Consider the following 16,377-nt stretch of genomic DNA (forward strand, 5'->3'; position numbering starts at 1 on the left):
GCGCCTCGAGCGCGCTCCACAAAAACAACGAGAAGGTATCCCTGATGGATAACGCCAGCACTCTGCCCACCGGGGCGGCCGTTGCGCCCGCCGCGCAAAAGTCCACCGCCAGCCGCCTCAAATCGATCTTCAGTGGTTCCATCGGCAACATGGTCGAATGGTACGACTGGTACGTCTACGCCGCATTCTCGCTGTACTTCGCCAAGGCCTTCTTCCCCGCCGGCGACACCACCGCCCAACTGCTCAACACCGCCGCGATCTTCGCCGTGGGCTTCCTCATGCGTCCGATCGGCGGCTGGCTGATGGGCCTGTACGCCGACCGCAAGGGCCGCAAGGCGGCACTGATGGCATCGGTGCTGCTGATGTGCGCAGGCTCCCTGGTCATCGCCCTGACCCCGGGCTACGAGACCATCGGCGTCGCCGCGCCAGTCCTGCTGGTCATCGCCCGCCTGATGCAGGGCCTGTCGGTGGGTGGCGAATACGGTACCTCCGCCACTTATCTGAGCGAGATGGCCAGCAAGGAACGCCGTGGCTTCTTCTCCAGCTTCCAGTACGTCACCCTGATCTCGGGTCAGCTCATCGCCCTGGCGGTGCTGATCGTCCTGCAGAACACCCTGACCACCGAGGAGCTGTATGCCTGGGGCTGGCGCGTGCCGTTCGTGATCGGCGCGCTGTGCGCGGTGGTCGCCCTGTACCTGCGTCGCGGCATGGAAGAAACCGCGTCCTTCACCAAGAAGGAAAAATCCAAGGAAAACCTGATGCGCACCCTGCTGCGCCATCCCAAGGAGCTGATGACCGTGGTCGGCCTGACCATGGGCGGAACCCTGGCCTTCTACACCTACACCACCTACATGCAGAAGTATCTGGTCAACACCGTGGGCATGAGCATCAGCGACTCGACCACCATTTCGGCGGCCACGCTGTTCCTGTTCATGTGCCTGCAACCAGTGATCGGCGGGCTGTCCGACAAGATCGGTCGACGCCCTATCCTGATCGCCTTCGGCGTGCTCGGCACCCTGTTCACCGTGCCGATCCTCAGCACCCTGCACACCATCCAGACCTGGTGGGGCGCGTTCTTCCTGATCATGGCCGCGCTGATCATCGTCAGCGGCTACACCTCGATCAACGCCGTGGTCAAGGCCGAACTGTTCCCGACCGAGATCCGCGCCCTGGGCGTCGGCCTGCCGTACGCGCTGACCGTGTCGATCTTCGGCGGCACCGCCGAGTACGTGGCCCTGTGGTTCAAGAGCGCCGGCATGGAGACTGGCTACTACTGGTACGTCACCGCCTGCATCGCCTGTTCGTTGCTGGTGTACGCGACCATGAAGGACACCAAGCAGCATTCGCGGATCACCACCGACTGATCCCTCCTCGCAGAACTGAAAAGGGGCGCTCCGGATGACCGGGCGCCCCTTTTTTAATGGATTGTGAGCCGAATAATAGCGTCATTCGGCTCACATCATGAGCCGAATGACGCTATTATTTGGCTCATGAACCCAAAAGCGCACACGGCTGCAGACACCGTCTGGGTCTGGCAGCAGGCCGACTGGCCCGACGTTCGTTGGGACGCGTCGCAACTGGCAACCTTGCTCAGGGACTGCGTCCAGGCGCAAGGCTGCCTGCTGGGCAGAGCGGGGGCGGTGACCGAGGCCAATGCCAACCTCGATACACTCGATACCCTGCTGCAGAACATTGTCACGTCCTCGGCCATCGAGGGTGAGCAGCTCAATGTGGAGTCCGTGCGCTCTTCCCTGGCCCGCCGGCTCGGGATTGCCGAGCCAGGAACGACCACGACACGCAGCGAGGGCCTGGCCGAGTTGATGGTGGATGCGACCATGGGCTATGTTCGGCCACTGGATCAGCAGCGCCTGTTCCTGTGGCATCGCTGGCTGTTCCCCGAGCATGACACTACGCTCGCACCGCCCATGCCAGTCGGCGCATGGCGCGACGATGCCCCGATGCAGGTGGTGTCGGGTCGTATCGACAAACCCAGGGTGCATTTCGAAGCACCGCCGCGTGCCGGCCTGGAGCAGCAGGTGCAGCAGTTCCTCGACTGGTTCGAGAGAAGCCGCAGTGATCGGCAACTCGACCCCCTGCTACGCGCGGGGCTCGCCCATTTCTGGTTCGTCACCTTGCACCCCTTCACCGATGGCAATGGCCGCCTGGCCCGCGCCATCACAGACCTGGCATTGGCCCAGGGCGAGCAGCGGGCGGTCCGTTTCTACGCCATGTCCAGCAGCATCCTGGAAGACCGGGCCGGCTACTACGCAGTCCTTGAAAGCAGCCAGCGCGGCGATCTGGACGTCACACAATGGCTGGCCTGGTTCCTTGCCACCTTGCTGCGCAGCCTCCAGCAAGCGCTGGCGCGCATCGACCGGGTGCTGGCCAAGGCACGCTTCTGGCTGATCCATCGTGGCGACGGCTTGTTGCCCGAACAGGTCAAAGTGCTCAATCGCCTGCTCGACGGTGGCCCTCGCGGCTTCGAGGCGGGTATCAGCGCCAGCCAGTACCAGGCTGTGGCCAAGGTCTCCAAGGCCACAGCCACCCGGCACCTTGCCGACCTGCTGGACAAGCACTGCCTGGTTCGTCTGCCCGGCGGCGGACGAAGCACCCGCTACAGGGTGAATACCCAGGAGACATGAGCGGGGCTGCTCAACGAGCACTCTGAAAAGCTCGACCGCTCGCTGAACCTCGCATCACGGGTAACAGGCCTCCCTCTCGTGAAAAGCCGCCTCCTCCCTTAATTCCCAATTAACTGCCTGGGCTCATTCTGAAATGGCCCTGCCACCGCCTGGCCCTCCCGAAAACCGATGGGAGCGATGCTGGGCGGCGGCCGGGGCGCCAATGGCAACTTCCTGCAGTTACCCGCGCCAAAAACAATCGACTTAATCGATTCTTATACGTGGTTTTTTGCGCTTTTTAATCAAATTAATAGGCGTAGCATTAAACCCATAGAAACAACAACCCCAAGCAATCCACCGGAGCAACGGCCATGAAAAACCAACTGATCCTCACCCTCGCCCTCTCTGTTCTGTCCACGGGTGCCTTCGCCGAAGACGGTTTCGACCGTACCGGCGCCCACACCTTCGCTGCCGTGCAGAGTCAGTCGGCTATCTACGCAGAAGATGGCTTCGATCGTACCGGTGGGCAGCGCTTCGCCGAAGACGGCTTCGACCGCACCGGCGGCCAACGCTTCGCCGAAGACGGCTTCGACCGCACCGGCGGCCAACGCTTCGCCGAAGACGGCTTCGACCGCACCGGCGGCCAACGCTTCGCCGAAGACGGCTTCGATCGCACTGGCGGCCAACGCTTCGCCGAAGACGGCTTTGATCGCACCGGCGGCCAACGCTTCGCCGAAGATGGCTTCGACCGCACCAACGGCCACCGCATCAGCTGATCGCTGATGCGCGCTACCAGCCCGGCTTCGGCCGGGCTTGATCATTTGCAGCCGGGCCAAGCCTTGGCACACTAGGCGCCTTGTCTCCCACCAGGAAGGGCCTCGCGGCCTTGCGCAGATGTACTACTACGAACCCGCCAAAGGCCACGGCCTGCCCCACGACCCGTTCAACGCCATCGTCGGCCCACGGCCCATCGGCTGGATCTCCAGCCACGACCGCGAAGGCCGCCTGAACCTGGCGCCCTACAGCTTCTTCAACGCCTTCAACTACATCCCTCCGATCATCGGTTTCTGCAGCGTCGGGCGCAAAGACAGCCTGAACAACATCGAGCAGACCGGTGAGTTCGTCTGGAACCTGGCCACCCGTCCGCTGGCGCAGCAGATGAACCAGAGCTGCGCCGCCGTGGCGGCGGATGTCGACGAGTTCACACTCAGCGGCCTCACCCCGACCGCCTCGAATGTGGTCAAGGTGCCGCGCGTGGGCGAAAGCCCGGTGAGCTTCGAATGCAAGGTCAGCCAGATCGTCCAGCTCAAGCGCGCCGACCAGGAAGTGGTTCCCAGCTGGCTGATCCTCGGTGAGGTGGTGGCGGTGCACATTGCCGAGCATCTGCTCAAGGACGGCATCTACGACACCGCCGCCGCCGAGCCGATCCTGCGTGGCGGCGGCCCGGCCGACTACTTCGCGCTGGGCGAGCTGTTCAAGATGGCTCGCCCACAGGTCTGATCAGAAGACCAGTTCACCTTCCTCGCTCACGCCCTGCAGGCGTTCGAGTTCGGCACAAGCGGCCTGGTCGGCCGCGATCGCCGACTGGAACACCTGCCCGTCCAGCACTTTGTGAAAGCGCGGCGCACCGCCCATGACCAGGGCCTTCACGGCGATCGCCGCGTGGTAGCCGCCGCCTTGCACCGGAACCATTGCCGAAACCGCTTCGAAGTGGGGGAATTCTCTACGTGCCATGTCGCTTTGCGCCTGTGTGATCGAGGGGCGGCATTCTACACGTTAGGCGAAGGTATGCAGGTCCAGGCTGCTGACCACCTGCTCCTGCACCAGCTCCCCGAACACGTCGAGGGTGGGCGAAGCGAAATAGCCACTCATCGCCTGCTGGTCGCACCAGCTGCCGCTGAGCAGCCACAGGTCGGCATCGACCTGCGAGCGCTGCACGCTGAAGCTCAGGCAGCCCGGCGCACGTCGCGACGGCTCGAGCAAGTCGCGCAGGCGCACGCCGAGTTCTGCGGATCGACCGTTGCTGGCGCGGATGAAAGCCAGGTGTGTGACCGGTTGTTGCTGGGTCATGAACGATCTCCTTGAAGCACTACGGACGGGAAAACCAGGCTGCCAAGGTTAGAGGTTCGCCCGCGCGGGACGTTAGGCCATTACTGCCGGCCGATTGCCTGATCCTGCAACGCGGCAGGATCAGGCAATCGATCTGCAGCTTTCGACTAGCGCCTGCCATTGCCCAAACCTATGCTGCGTCGGTCAGCAGAGGAATCCCGCCATGAGTTCATCCACGCCCCTCGATCCGCTTCTGGAACAGCAACGCCAGGAGCTGGCCGGGCTGATCCGACGTCACGCCAACGGCCCCTATGGCGCGGTGTCGGCCATCGAAGACCTGTACCTGACTCGCTATGAAGAAGATGTGCGCGGCATGCCGGCCCTGGCGCAACCGGCCTTGTGCATCCTGGCCCAGGGCAGCAAGACATTGTTCCTGGGCGACGAGCGCTATACCTACGACCCGCTGCACTACATGGTGGTCTCGGTAACGCTGCCCATCACCGGCGCCCTGCTCGAAGCCAGCCCCGAGAACCCCTGCCTGGGTTTGCGCCTGGACATCGACCCGGCGCAGATCAGCCAGCTGATCGCCGAGAGCGGGCCGATACTGGTCCCCGGCCAATCCTCCGGCCGAGGGCTGTTCGTGGAGAAAAGCGATCCGCAGTTGCTCGACACGCTGCTGCGCCTGGTCCGCCTGCTCGACAGCCCACGAGATATTGCCGTGCTCGCCCCACTGGTGCGCCGCGAGCTGATGTATCGCGTGCTGCGTGGCCCCCAGGGCTGGCGGCTGTGCGAGATCGCCCTGTCCAGCAGCCAGACCCACCGGGTATGCCAGGCCATCGCCTGGCTCAATCGGCATTACCAGGAGCCCTTGCGCATCGAGGACCTGGCGCGCGAGGTCAACCTCAGCACCTCGACCCTGCACCACCGTTTCAAGGCCGTGACCTCAATGAGCCCGTTGCAGTACCAGAAGCAGCTGCGCCTGCAGGAGGCGCGGCGACTGATGCTCAACGACGGGCTGGAGGCCGCGGTGGCTGGCTACCGGGTAGGTTATGAAAGCCCGTCGCAGTTCAGCCGCGAGTACAGCCGCCTGTACGGCGCGCCGCCGATTCGCGACGTGGCGCGCCTGCGCGCCAGCGCCAGCTGAAAAGAGACAAACATCGGGCGACTGTAGGAGCGGGCTTGCCCCGCGATCGAGGGCAAAGCCCTCGCTGCAGCTTCAGCCCTGAACCGCCCGCTGCCACTGACCTTGATCCACCTGGATCAAGGTCGGCCCCCTGCGCTCCACCGCCCTGCCCAACGCTGCCTGCAGTTGCGCCACATCACCCACGTCCTCTGCCTCGGCCCCCAACGCCCGCGCCACGCCAATGAAGTCCGGGGTATGGATGTCCACGCCGACCGGCTCGATCGCCCGGTTGACCATGTACTTCTTGATCTCCTCGTACCCCTGGTTGTTCCACAGCAGCACGATCAATGGCACCTGCGCCTCGACCGCGCTGGCAAGCTCAGGCAGGGTGAACTGCAGCCCGCCGTCACCGATCAGGCACACCGCCGGCGCGCGTACGGCGGGCGACTCGGCGCTGCCCAGCCAGGCGCCCATGGCGGCCGGCAACGCGTATCCCAGCGTGCCGTAACCAGTGGAGGCATTGAACCAGCGACGCGGCCTGGCCATGTCCAGAGTCAGGTTGCCGGTATAGACCGGCTGGGTCGAGTCGCCCACCAGGATGGCGTCCGGCAGGGTCTGCAGGATGCTGGTCAGCAGACGGGTCTGGCTCAGGGTCGGCTGGTCCCAGCTGGCCGCGTTGTCCTGGCGCAGACGGGCGGCCCGCGCCGCTCCCCAATCGCTTTCGCGCGGCGGTTGCGCCTGCAGGTTCAGGGCCACCAACAGCGCTTCAATAGCCTGGGCGGCATCCGCTACCAGGGCAAGTTCGGGCAGGTAGTTGCGCACCGTCTGGTCCGGGTCGATATCGATCCGCAGCAGGCTGCCGGGGATCTCGAAACCGCCCTTGAAGGTCACGTCGTAGTCGGTTTCGGCCAGTTCGGTGCCGATGGCCAGCACCACGTCGGCCTCGGCCACCAGCGCACGGGTGGCCGGCAGGGTCTGGGTCGAGCCGATCTGCAGCGGATGGTTCGCGGGCAACAACCCCTTGGCGTTGATGGTCAGCGCCACCGGCGCCTGCAGGTGCTCGGCCAGCCGCGCCAGCCCGGCGCCCGCCTCCAGCGCACCGCCACCGGCCAGGATCAGCGGACGCCGCGCCTTGGCCAGGCGCACGGCCATGCGTTGCACGGTCTGTGGCGCGGCGCCGGCCCGGGTGGTGCGCACCACGCGGCCCGGCAACAGGTGATCGGCGGGTTCCACCAGCACATCCAGCGGGATCTCGATATGCACCGGGCGAGGTCGGGCGCCATCGAACACGGCGAAGGCGCGGGCCAGCACCTCGGGCAGGTCATCGGCGCTCATCAGCGTGTGCGAGAACGCCGCCACCCCCGCGACCAGGCCAGCCTGGTTGGGCAGCTCGTGCAGCTTGCCGCGTCCACCGCCCAGCTGGCTACGCGATTGCACGCTGGAAATCACCAGCATCGGGATCGAGTCGGCATAGGCCTGGCCCATGGCGGTGGTGATGTTGGTCATGCCCGGGCCGGTGATGATGAAGCACACCCCAGGCTTGCCCCGGGTACGCGAGTAGCCGTCGGCCATGAACCCGGCCCCCTGCTCGTGGCGCGGGGTGATGTGACGGATCGAGGAGGCGGCCAGGCCGCGGTAGAGTTCCACGGTATGCACGCCGGGAATGCCGAAGACATGATCGACGCCATAGCCTTCGAGGAGTTTGACCAGCACTTCACCACAGGTTGCCATCATCGAGTACCCGATTCTTGTTGAGACCTGTGCTCATGGAACCAAGCGCCGACTACCGCCACAATGCAAAAAAACACATACTAGCCATGACCTCACATCATGGCTTGTCACAATGAAACGCCTGCCGCCCCTCCCCGCCCTGCACACCTTCCTGGTGACCGCCCGGCACTGCAACTTCACCCGCGCCGCGCAACAGCTGCACATCACCCAGGGCGCGGTCAGCCGGCAGATCGCCGGGCTCGAGGAGCACCTGGGCTACGCGTTGTTCCAGCGCCAGGCCCGGGGCCTGGCGCTGACCCGCGAAGGGCAGGACTGGCTGCCCCGGGTGCAGCAGATCTTTGCCCTGATCGAGCAAGGCGTGCGCGAGGTCGGCGGGCGTAGCGCGACACTGCAGCTAAAGGCGCCGACCTGCGTGATGCGCTGGCTGCTGCCACGCTTGCTGGAATGGCAGGCACTGCGCCCGGACGTGCCGGTGGAGTTGACCACCACGGTGCAGCACGGCGTGGATTTTCGCCGCGAGGGCTTCGATGCGGCCGTGGTGTATGGCGCGGCGCCGAACCATGGGCTGCAGGTACGCAAGCTGTTCGATGAACAACTGACGCCGGTCTGCGCGCCATCGGTATCAAGCGACCTCTTGCAGTTGCAGGACCTGGCGCGGCAGATGCTGCTGCACCCCTCGCGGGACGAACACGACTGGCAGCTGTGGTTGCAGGCGGCCAACGCCGGGTTCGAGCCCCAGGGGCCGAAGCAGCACTTCGAGACGTTGGACATGGCAATGGCCATGGCCTCCCAGGGGACGGGGATCGCCATCGGCGATTTCTCGCTGATCGGCGACGACCTGCGCACAGGCCGGTTGTGCATGCCGTTCGAGCTGAAGGTGACGACCGGGAAGGGCTATTACCTGGTGAGCCCGTCGAAGACCATGCCCACGGGGCTGGTCGAGTTGGTGGAGTGGCTGCAGACGCGCGCCTCAAGCCTTGCGCAACCTTTGTAGGAGCGGCCTTGTGCCGCGAAAGGGCCGCATAGCGGCCCCGGCGATATCTGATTTGTCGCTGAAAGCCTGGGGCTGCTGTGCAGCCCTTTCGCGGCACGAGGCCGCTCCTACAGGGTACCGCGCGACTCAGTAGCCGACCGTGAACCGCGCCCGCGAGTGCGCCGGTTTCTCCAGCTCGTCGAGCATGGCGATGGCGTAATCGGCAAAGGTGATCCAGCTCTTGCCATCAGCGCCGATCAGCAGGTGGTCCTTGCCCAGGGTGTAGTGCCCGCTGCGCTCACCTTCGACGAACTCCGCCGACGGCGACAGGAAGGTCCAGTCCAGGGTCGGCTCGCGGCGCAGCGTTTCGAGGAAGCGCACCCCGGCACTGGCCTCGGCCTTGTAGGCCTCCGGGAAGTCCGGGCTGTCGATCACCCGGTGCCCGGACGGCAGCAGCAGGCTGCCGGCACCACCCACCACCAGCAGGCGCTTGACCCCGGCACGCTTGACCGGCTCGATGATCGCGCCAGGCTCGAGGGTGGAGAAATGCGCCGCGCTCAACACCGCATCGCAGCCAGTCACGGCCGTCTGCAGGGCGGCGCTGTCCTTGGCATCCAGCGCCTTGACCGTCACGCCGTCACGGCCTTGCAGCTTGCCCGGATCCCGAGCGATGGCCACCACACTGTGGCCACGACGCAGGGCCTCTTCCAGCAACTGGCTGCCGGCGCGCCCGGTGGCGCCGATGATTGCGATCTTGCTCATGGGAAACACTCCAACAGGTTGAAAGGGATTACCACTTCATCTCGCCCTTGGCGACCTTGGCCCCCAGTTCCAGGGAGCTCTCGTCGGCAAGGTTCGGGTAGCGTTGCTTCATCGCCGCGATCAGCGCGGTGGAATCGGCGGCCTTGGCGGCTTCGGTATCGAAGTCACGAATGTAGCCGGTGGTGAAGCGCACTGCGTCCAGCGAGCGGCTGCTGTCGCCCAGGTAATGCCCGGGGATCACCGTGCGCGGGGCCAGCTGCTCGATCTTCGTCAGGGTGCTCAGCCAGTCGGCGTGGGATTGCGCGGTCTGGGTGTCGGCCATCCACACGTGGATATGTTCGGAAACCACCACGCCACCGACCACTGCCTTGATCGAGGGAATCCAGACGAAGCTGCGGTCCGGCTGTGGACCGTCCAGGCCGACAACCTCCAGTGCCTGGCCTTCAAGCTCCAGGCGATTGCCCTCGAGGACCTGCGGCACCACCAGGCGTGCCGGCTTGTCCGCGCCCATCTGCGGGCCCCAGTAGGCCAGCTTGGCGTCCATGGTCTTGCGGATGTGCTCGACCGTGGCGGCCGAGGCGACCACCCGGGCCTTGGGAAACGCCTGGGTGATGGTGTCCAGGCCGAAGTAGTAGTCGGGGTCGCCATGGCTGACATAGATGGTGGTCAGCTGCTTGCCGCTGGCACGCAGGCGTTCGACCACCTGCTCGGCCTGGCCTTTGCCGAACTGGGCGTCGACCAGGATGGCGTCGTGGGCGCCGCTGACGATCACCGAACTGACCGGGAAGATCGCCGCGTGGCCAGGGTTGTAGGCTTCGAGCTTGAGCGGTTCGCCGGCCATGGCCTGGCCGCCGAGGGTTATACAGGCCAGCAGCAGGCCGCGCAGGGGGGTGAGGAGAGACATCGCAAGATCCTGTGAGTGGGACGATGCAGGCAAGCTTAGTTGCCCGAACCAATACAAAAAATGCGATGCTTCGACATAGTTTGTTTCTGAAATCGGACAGATCATGGATCGCCTCAATGCCATGCGCGTATTTGTCACCGTCGTCGACCTGGGCAGCCAGTCCGCCGCGGCGGATCATCTGGAGCTTTCCAGGCCCGTGGTCTCACGCTACCTGGCGGAGCTGGAGGACTGGGTCGGCGCGCGCCTGATGCAACGTACCACGCGCAAGCTCAGCCTGACGGCCGCAGGCCTCGAGACCCTGCCCCGCTGTCGCCAGCTGCTGGAGCTGGCCGGCGACCTGCAGAACGCCGTGCGCCAGCCGGACGACGCGCCCCGTGGTGAACTGCGCATCAGTGTCAGCACCTCATTCGGCCAGGCCCAGCTGGTGGATGCGCTGGCCGCCTATGTCAAACGCTACCCCGGGGTGAAGGTGGAACTGCAGATGCTCGACCGCACCGTCAACCTGGTGGACGAGCGCATCGACCTGGCCATCCGCACCAGCAACGACGTCGACCCCAACCTCATCGCCCGACGCCTGAGCGTGTGCCGCTCGGTGGTCTGCGCCAGCCCCGCCTACCTGCGCGAGCACGGCACGCCGCGCCAGGTCGAGGAACTGAGCCGGCACAACTGCCTGACCCATGCCTACTTCGGTCACAGCCTGTGGCATTTCGAGGTGGACGGGCAGAACGTCGCCGTGCCGGTGCAGGGCAATATCAGCGCCAACGAGGCCATGACCCTGCAGAAAGCCGCCCTGGCCCACGCCGGCATCGCCATGCTGCCCACCTACCAGGCGGCTGCTGCGTTGCGCAATGGCGACCTGGTGCGGTTGCTGCCGTACGCCAAACCACGAGAGTTGACGCTCAACGCTGTGTACACCTCGCGCAAGCACATGCCGGCGACACTGCGCAGCATGCTGGACTTCCTGGCGCAGCGGTTCGGCGACGAGCCGGAGTGGGACAAGGGATTGAGCTGAGTCCAGGCCATGCAGATCCGCGCACAAGGCCTATGCTTGAAGGTATCACCTGTTGCACCAACAGGAGGTCCGCACCATGAGCATCAAATCCAGGCGTTGCGCCCTCGTCTTTGCCCTGGTCGCGGTGGCCGGGCTCTACGGCTCGGCCTGCTGGCGGGTCGAGCTGCTGCGCAGCCAGCCCAACGCGGCCGCCAGCTGCGTCCACGAGCACTGCGTCCCTCATAGCGCCACGCTGAGCGCCGTCAGGTAGAGAGGATCACTCCTCGACGCTCATGTACTCTTTCGCCCAGCGGATGTAGTCCTCGGGCTGGGTGTAGGTGTGCGAAAGCTCGGTGGCGCCGAGGTTGTCCGATTTGTGCTGCTGGCCGCGCTGCTGGCGCAGGCAGTCGTAGGTGGCCTTGATCGCGGCGAAGTAGGCGGCATGGCCATCGACCACGATGCGCACGCCCAGGCGCGCCAGGCGCTCGTCGTCACGCAGGTTCGGGTTGGCGTAGGTGACCAGCATCAGCGGCACGCTCAGGTGCTCGGCGATCTGCTCCAACTGCTCGAAGTCCTTCACCCCCACCATGCAGATGCCATCGGCGCCGGCCTTCTGGTAGCTCTGGGTGCGGACGATGATTTCCTCGGTGGTGAGCACGCCGGCATTGGTCCGGGCGATGATCGCCAGCGCCGAATCGACACGCGCCTCCAGCGCCGCACGAATCTTGCCCACGCCCTCCTCCACCGAGATCAGGTCGGTGGACTTGCGACCGAACTGGGCCGGCAGCAAGGTATCCTCGATGGTCAGCGCGGCCACGCCGGCGCGCTCCAGTTCGATGACCGTGCGCATCACGTTGAGCGCATTGCCATAGCCATGGTCGGCATCGGCCAGTACCGGCAACTGGGCGACGCGACCGATGCGGGTGGCCTGCTCGACGAACTCGCTGAGGGTGATCAGGGCGAAGTCCGGCGCGGCCAGGACCTGCAACGAGGCGACCGAGCCGCCGAGGATGCCGACTTCGAAGCCCAGGTCCGCGGCGATACGGGCGGACATCGGGTCGAAGACCGAAGCGGTGTGATAGCACGAACCTGAAGCAAGCAGTTCGCGGAAGGCAAAACGCAGATCGTGGTGGGAAGCCTTGGGCATGATCACTCCGCTTGTAATGAAATTTGTGAACGGCTGACAACCGACCCCTGAATCGGGTCTACCTGACTGTTCCAACCGTCGCCATCTGGGCGGTCATGCTCGACATGCAGGCAGAGGAATAGAAGGTGTGGACATACAGCGACGCGAAATCCTGCGGCAAATGGCTGCACCATGCTGGTGCAGGCCCCGGATTTCAGCCTCTGCGGCCTAGCCACGATATCACGCGGCCATGCAGCACTGGATGAATGCGCCAATGCCGATCTTGCATAGGGGATGCACGGAGTACATAGGTAGCTATGTAACTCAGGGTACAATTGTCTCGCTGGTGGCAGTGGGATTGCCCCGCGATGGCCACACCGCACTGCATGGCACCGGCTTGGCCGGTGTTCGCGGGACAAGCCCGCTCCTACAAGAAAAAGGAACCGAACGTGACCGCCGCCCTGCCCCCCACCGTCCTGCGCAGCGTCCTGACCGCCCTGATGCTGGCGATCTTCCTCGGCGCCCTCGACCAGACCATCGTCGCCGTGTCCATGCCGGCGATTTCCGCGCAATTCAATGATGTCGGGCTGCTGGCCTGGGTCATCTCCGGCTACATGGTGGCCATGACCATCGCCGTGCCGATCTACGGCAAGCTCGGCGACCTGTATGGCCGGCGGCGCATGATCCTCACCGGCACTGCCCTGTTCACCCTGGCCTCGGTGGCCTGCGGCCTGGCCCAGGACATGCCGCAGCTGGTGCTGGCGCGGGTGCTCCAGGGCATCGGCGCTGGCGGCATGGTGTCGGTGAGCCAGGCGATCATCGGCGACTACGTGCCGCCCCGCGAGCGCGGCCGCTACCAGGGTTATTTCAGCAGCATGTATGCCCTGGCCAGTGTCGCCGGGCCGGTGCTCGGCGGCTGGCTGACCGAGTATCTTTCCTGGCGCTGGGTGTTCTGGATCAACCTGCCGCTGGGGCTGGTGGCGCTCTGGGTGATCCACCGGGCGTTGGACGGTTTGTCGGTCAAGCGCCGCGAGGCCCGGGTGGACTACCTGGGCGCGGTGTTGATGATCCTCGGCCTGGGCAGCCTGCTGCTGGGCATCACCCTGGTCGGCCAGGGGCATGCCTGGCTGTCGCCGCAGGTGCTGGCGCTGCTGGGCTGCGCGCTGCTCGGGCTGCTGGCATTCATCGCCCACGAGCGCCGTTGCCGTGAGCCGCTGCTGCCGCTGGGCCTGTTCGGCAACCGGGTCGCGGTGCTGTGCTGGTGCGTGATTTCCTTCGCCAGTTTCCAATCGATCTCGCTGACCATGCTCATGCCCCTGCGCTACCAGGGCATCACCGGGGCCGGCGCTGACAGCGCGGCACTGCACCTGCTGCCGCTGGCCATGGGTCTGCCCATCGGTGCCTTCACCGGCGGGCGCATGACCAGCCGCACCGGCCGCTTCAAGCCGCAGATCCTCACCGGTGCGCTGCTGATGCCGCTGGCCATCGCCGCCATGGCGCTGACGCCGCCGCAATCGGGGTTGCTCAGCGCACTGTTCATGCTACTGACCGGGATCGCCTGCGGCCTGCAGTTCCCCACCTCGCTGGTGGGCACGCAAAGCGCGGTGGACAGCCGGGACATCGGCGTGGCGACCAGCACCACCAACCTGTTCCGCTCGCTCGGCGGGGCGATGGGCGTGGCGTGCATGTCCAGCCTGCTGCTGGCGCTGCTGCATCAGGGCGGCTTGGAGATGCTGGGCAACCCATTGCTGGGCAGCCTCAAGGCGGGCGAGGCGGATCCGCAGACCCAGCTGCGCTTGCTGGAAACCTTCCGCGACCTGTTGCTGGTCAGTGCCGGGGCTTCGCTGATCGGACTGCTGGCGGCGCTGGCACTGCCGGACCCGCAGTTGCGTGGGCGCTGAGGATTGTGGGCTTGCCCCGCGATAGGTCCGCCCTGGCGACATCATGGCCTGAGAGGGCTCATCGCGGGGCAAGTCGCATCGGCGCACCGCCGCTCCCACGTTATTAATTCTGCGTTAATAGGATGGGAGTAACACTTCCTCACAATCCTTAACAAAGTGTCATTTGCGCAAGCCCGGGCTCAAGCGCAGCATATCCAGCCCGGTATCGACCCATTTTTCGACATCGGCCAACAGATCGAAGCTGTCCGGCAGCAGCAGCCAGCGGCCGATCAGGCCATCCACATAGGCAAACATGGCCACGGCAGCCCGATCGATATCGAGCTCCCCGGGCAACTGGCCACGACGTACGGCATTGCCCAGGGCCAAGGCGATGCTCTGATGGCAGTCCAGCACCGCGCCCTGGCGTTGCTGGCGAATCTCACACATGTCGTCGGTGAACTCGCACTTGTGATGCAGGATTTCATTGATACGCCGGGTACGGGCATCGAGCACCAGCTCGTTGAACACTTGCAGCAACAGCTTGCGCATGCAGCCGAGCGGGTCGAGTTCGTCCTCGCTTTCACTGGCCCGGGCCAGGTGGTCATGGGTCTCGTGCAGGCTGTCGAGCAGCGCCTGCACCAGCTCCGCCTTGTTGCTGAAATGCCAGTAGATTGCCCCGCGGGTCACCCCCGCGAGCTCGGCGATGTCGGCCAGGGTGGTGCGCGCGACCCCGCGCTTGTAGAAGGCCTTTTCCGCCGCCTCGATGATCTGGGCACGGGTTTCCTGGGCTTCTTCTTTGGTTCGACGGACCATGGCAGTACAACCTCATCAGGCCCCGCCTGCGCATCCGGCGGGCGGGAATCAGGCCGGGGCAGGCGCTACATGGGCCGCTCCCGGGTGCATGTGGACGATCCGCGGCGACTCACCGACGGTATTTACAAACAACCATGAATGTAAGTATATTCATTAGCAAGCTATTTATCCACCGGATAGCGTTTTTCTCATAAGACACTTCCACTATATTCTTGAGCTCCCTTGCTCCTGCGACCCGAGGATCCTCATGCAATTCAAGCCAGCCGTAACCGCCCTGGTTTCCGCCGTGGCCCTGGCAACCCTGCTCAGTGGCTGTAAGAAAGAGGAAGCCGCGCCAGCGCCCCAGGCTCCTCAGGTCGGCGTCGTGACCGTGCAACCGCAAGCCTTCACCCTGACCTCGGAACTGCCGGGGCGCACCAGCGCCTACCGTGTGGCCGAGGTTCGTCCGCAGGTGAACGGCATCATTCTCAAGCGCCTGTTCAAGGAAGGCACCGACGTCAAGGAAGGGCAGCAGCTCTACCAGATCGACCCGGCCGTCTACGAGGCGACCCTGGCCAACGCCCAGGCCAACCTGCAGGCTACCCGCTCGCTGGCCGAACGCTACAAGCAACTGATCGACGAGCAGGCCGTCTCCAAGCAGGAATACGACGACGCCAACGCCAAACGATTGCAGGCCGAGGCCTCGCTCAAGAGCGCCCAGATCGACCTGCGCTACACCAAGGTGCTGGCGCCGATCAGTGGCCGCATCGGTCGCTCCTCGGTCACCGAAGGCGCCCTGGTGAACAACGGCCAGACCAACGCCATGGCCACCATCCAGCAGCTCGACCCGATCTACGTCGACGTCACCCAGTCCACCGCCGAGCTGCTCAAGCTGCGCCGTGACCTGGAAGGCGGCCAACTGCAGAAGGCCGGCGACAACGCCGCCCAGGTGCAGCTGGTGCTGGAAGACGGCAGCCTGTTCAAGCAGCAGGGTCGCCTGGAGTTCTCCGAAGTCGCGGTCGACGAGACCACCGGTTCCGTCACCCTGCGCGCGATCTTCCCCAACCCCGACCACACCCTGCTGCCCGGCATGTTCGTCCATGCGCGGCTCAAGGCCGGGGTCAACGCCAACGCCATCCTGGCCCCGCAACAGGGCGTGACCCGCGACCTCAAGGGCGCGCCGACCGCGCTGGTGGTCAACCAGGAGAACAAGGTCGAACTGCGCCAGCTCAAGGCCAGCCGCACCCTGGGTAGCGACTGGCTGATCGAGGAAGGCCTGAACCCGGGCGACCGTCTGATCACCGAAGGGCTGCAATTCGTGCGACCGGGCGTCGAGGTCAAGGTCAGCGAAGCCACCAACGTCAAGAAGCCGGCCGGCCCTGCTCAGGCCAACACGGCCAAAGCCGACGCCAAAGCGGAGTAAAC

The 16,377-nt window shown here is 65.2% G+C and carries 17 protein-coding genes; 10 read left to right on the forward strand and 7 right to left on the reverse strand.

Translation table 11 applies throughout. The features are described 5' to 3' along the window. Positions 1-62: 62 nt before the first annotated feature. The 4 genes from NMG10_RS09305 (at position 63) to NMG10_RS09320 (ending at position 4,121) form a co-directional block, all read left to right on the forward strand. A complete protein-coding gene (locus NMG10_RS09305; protein WP_203652700.1) occupies positions 63-1,364 on the forward strand; it encodes an MFS transporter in 1,302 nt (433 codons plus the stop codon). 126 nt (positions 1,365-1,490) lie between these two features. Then, positions 1,491-2,642: a Fic family protein gene (locus tag NMG10_RS09310; protein ID WP_254464223.1), complete on the forward strand. Its 1,152-nt coding sequence runs from the start codon at positions 1,491-1,493 to the stop codon at positions 2,640-2,642. 350 nt (positions 2,643-2,992) lie between these two features. Beyond that, positions 2,993-3,397 carry a heme utilization protein gene (locus NMG10_RS09315; protein ID WP_254464224.1) on the forward strand — a complete coding sequence of 135 codons (405 nt, stop codon included), beginning with the start codon at positions 2,993-2,995 and terminating at the stop codon, positions 3,395-3,397. 118 nt (positions 3,398-3,515) lie between these two features. Further along, positions 3,516-4,121: a flavin reductase family protein gene (locus NMG10_RS09320; protein WP_203647840.1), complete on the forward strand. Its 606-nt coding sequence runs from the start codon at positions 3,516-3,518 to the stop codon at positions 4,119-4,121. Here NMG10_RS09320 and NMG10_RS09325 read toward each other — a convergent pair whose 3' ends face one another. Together NMG10_RS09325 and NMG10_RS09330 are read right to left on the reverse strand one after the other, a co-directional pair. Continuing rightward, entirely contained in the window at positions 4,122-4,355 is a 234-nt protein-coding gene (locus NMG10_RS09325) for a hypothetical protein (RefSeq protein WP_232854631.1), read from the reverse strand. It abuts the gene before it with no gap. Between the two features lie 42 nt (positions 4,356-4,397). Further along, positions 4,398-4,691, reverse strand: coding sequence for a putative quinol monooxygenase (locus NMG10_RS09330; RefSeq protein ID WP_050703928.1), 294 nt, complete (start codon positions 4,689-4,691; stop codon positions 4,398-4,400). A gap of 202 nt (positions 4,692-4,893) precedes the next feature. Here NMG10_RS09330 and NMG10_RS09335 point away from each other — a divergent pair, with 202 nt between their 5' ends. Then, complete coding sequence (locus NMG10_RS09335; RefSeq protein ID WP_110737424.1) at positions 4,894-5,814, forward strand: AraC family transcriptional regulator; 921 nt, start codon at positions 4,894-4,896, stop codon at positions 5,812-5,814. 72 nt (positions 5,815-5,886) lie between these two features. On the opposite strand, the gene NMG10_RS09340 is transcribed toward NMG10_RS09335, so the two are convergent. Beyond that, on the reverse strand, positions 5,887-7,524 hold the full coding sequence (locus tag NMG10_RS09340) for a 5-guanidino-2-oxopentanoate decarboxylase (RefSeq protein WP_254464238.1): 1,638 nt from the start codon (positions 7,522-7,524) through the stop codon (positions 5,887-5,889). A 112-nt stretch (positions 7,525-7,636) separates the two neighbouring features. Between NMG10_RS09340 and NMG10_RS09345 the strand changes: the two genes are divergently transcribed. Beyond that, positions 7,637-8,518 (forward strand): LysR substrate-binding domain-containing protein, encoded by an 882-nt coding sequence (locus tag NMG10_RS09345; RefSeq protein ID WP_203647842.1) that lies wholly within the window; start codon positions 7,637-7,639, stop codon positions 8,516-8,518. A gap of 126 nt (positions 8,519-8,644) precedes the next feature. On the opposite strand, the gene NMG10_RS09350 is transcribed toward NMG10_RS09345, so the two are convergent. Both NMG10_RS09350 and NMG10_RS09355 read right to left on the reverse strand, forming a co-directional pair. Then, a complete protein-coding gene (locus NMG10_RS09350; RefSeq protein ID WP_254464225.1) occupies positions 8,645-9,259 on the reverse strand; it encodes an NAD(P)-dependent oxidoreductase in 615 nt (204 codons plus the stop codon). Positions 9,260-9,287: 28 nt separating this feature from the next. Next, a complete protein-coding gene (locus NMG10_RS09355; protein WP_254464226.1) occupies positions 9,288-10,163 on the reverse strand; it encodes an MBL fold metallo-hydrolase in 876 nt (291 codons plus the stop codon). A 103-nt stretch (positions 10,164-10,266) separates the two neighbouring features. Here NMG10_RS09355 and NMG10_RS09360 point away from each other — a divergent pair, with 103 nt between their 5' ends. Together NMG10_RS09360 and NMG10_RS09365 are read left to right on the forward strand one after the other, a co-directional pair. Next, positions 10,267-11,175 (forward strand): LysR family transcriptional regulator, encoded by a 909-nt coding sequence (locus NMG10_RS09360; RefSeq protein ID WP_110737414.1) that lies wholly within the window; start codon positions 10,267-10,269, stop codon positions 11,173-11,175. Positions 11,176-11,251: 76 nt separating this feature from the next. After that, positions 11,252-11,425, forward strand: coding sequence for a hypothetical protein (locus NMG10_RS09365; RefSeq protein ID WP_177330819.1), 174 nt, complete (start codon positions 11,252-11,254; stop codon positions 11,423-11,425). A 6-nt stretch (positions 11,426-11,431) separates the two neighbouring features. Here the strand turns inward: NMG10_RS09365 and NMG10_RS09370 are convergent, their stop codons facing one another. Then, positions 11,432-12,301, reverse strand: coding sequence for an oxaloacetate decarboxylase (locus tag NMG10_RS09370; RefSeq protein ID WP_197866695.1), 870 nt, complete (start codon positions 12,299-12,301; stop codon positions 11,432-11,434). 428 nt (positions 12,302-12,729) lie between these two features. On the opposite strand from NMG10_RS09370, the gene NMG10_RS09375 reads away from it, so the two are divergent. Continuing rightward, positions 12,730-14,181 carry an MDR family MFS transporter gene (locus NMG10_RS09375; RefSeq protein WP_254464227.1) on the forward strand — a complete coding sequence of 484 codons (1,452 nt, stop codon included), beginning with the start codon at positions 12,730-12,732 and terminating at the stop codon, positions 14,179-14,181. A 159-nt stretch (positions 14,182-14,340) separates the two neighbouring features. Here the strand turns inward: NMG10_RS09375 and ttgR are convergent, their stop codons facing one another. Continuing rightward, positions 14,341-14,973, reverse strand: coding sequence for an efflux transport transcriptional regulator TtgR (gene ttgR / locus NMG10_RS09380; protein WP_028690203.1), 633 nt, complete (start codon positions 14,971-14,973; stop codon positions 14,341-14,343). Between the two features lie 247 nt (positions 14,974-15,220). Between ttgR and ttgA the strand changes: the two genes are divergently transcribed. Continuing rightward, complete coding sequence (gene ttgA, locus NMG10_RS09385; RefSeq protein ID WP_011535416.1) at positions 15,221-16,375, forward strand: toluene efflux RND transporter periplasmic adaptor subunit TtgA; 1,155 nt, start codon at positions 15,221-15,223, stop codon at positions 16,373-16,375. Positions 16,376-16,377: the final 2 nt, after the last annotated feature.

Origin of the sequence: Pseudomonas sp. DVZ6, assembly GCF_024259445.1 — a bacterium.
In the GTDB taxonomy this organism is placed as follows: Bacteria; Pseudomonadota; Gammaproteobacteria; order Pseudomonadales; family Pseudomonadaceae; genus Aquipseudomonas; species Aquipseudomonas peradeniyensis.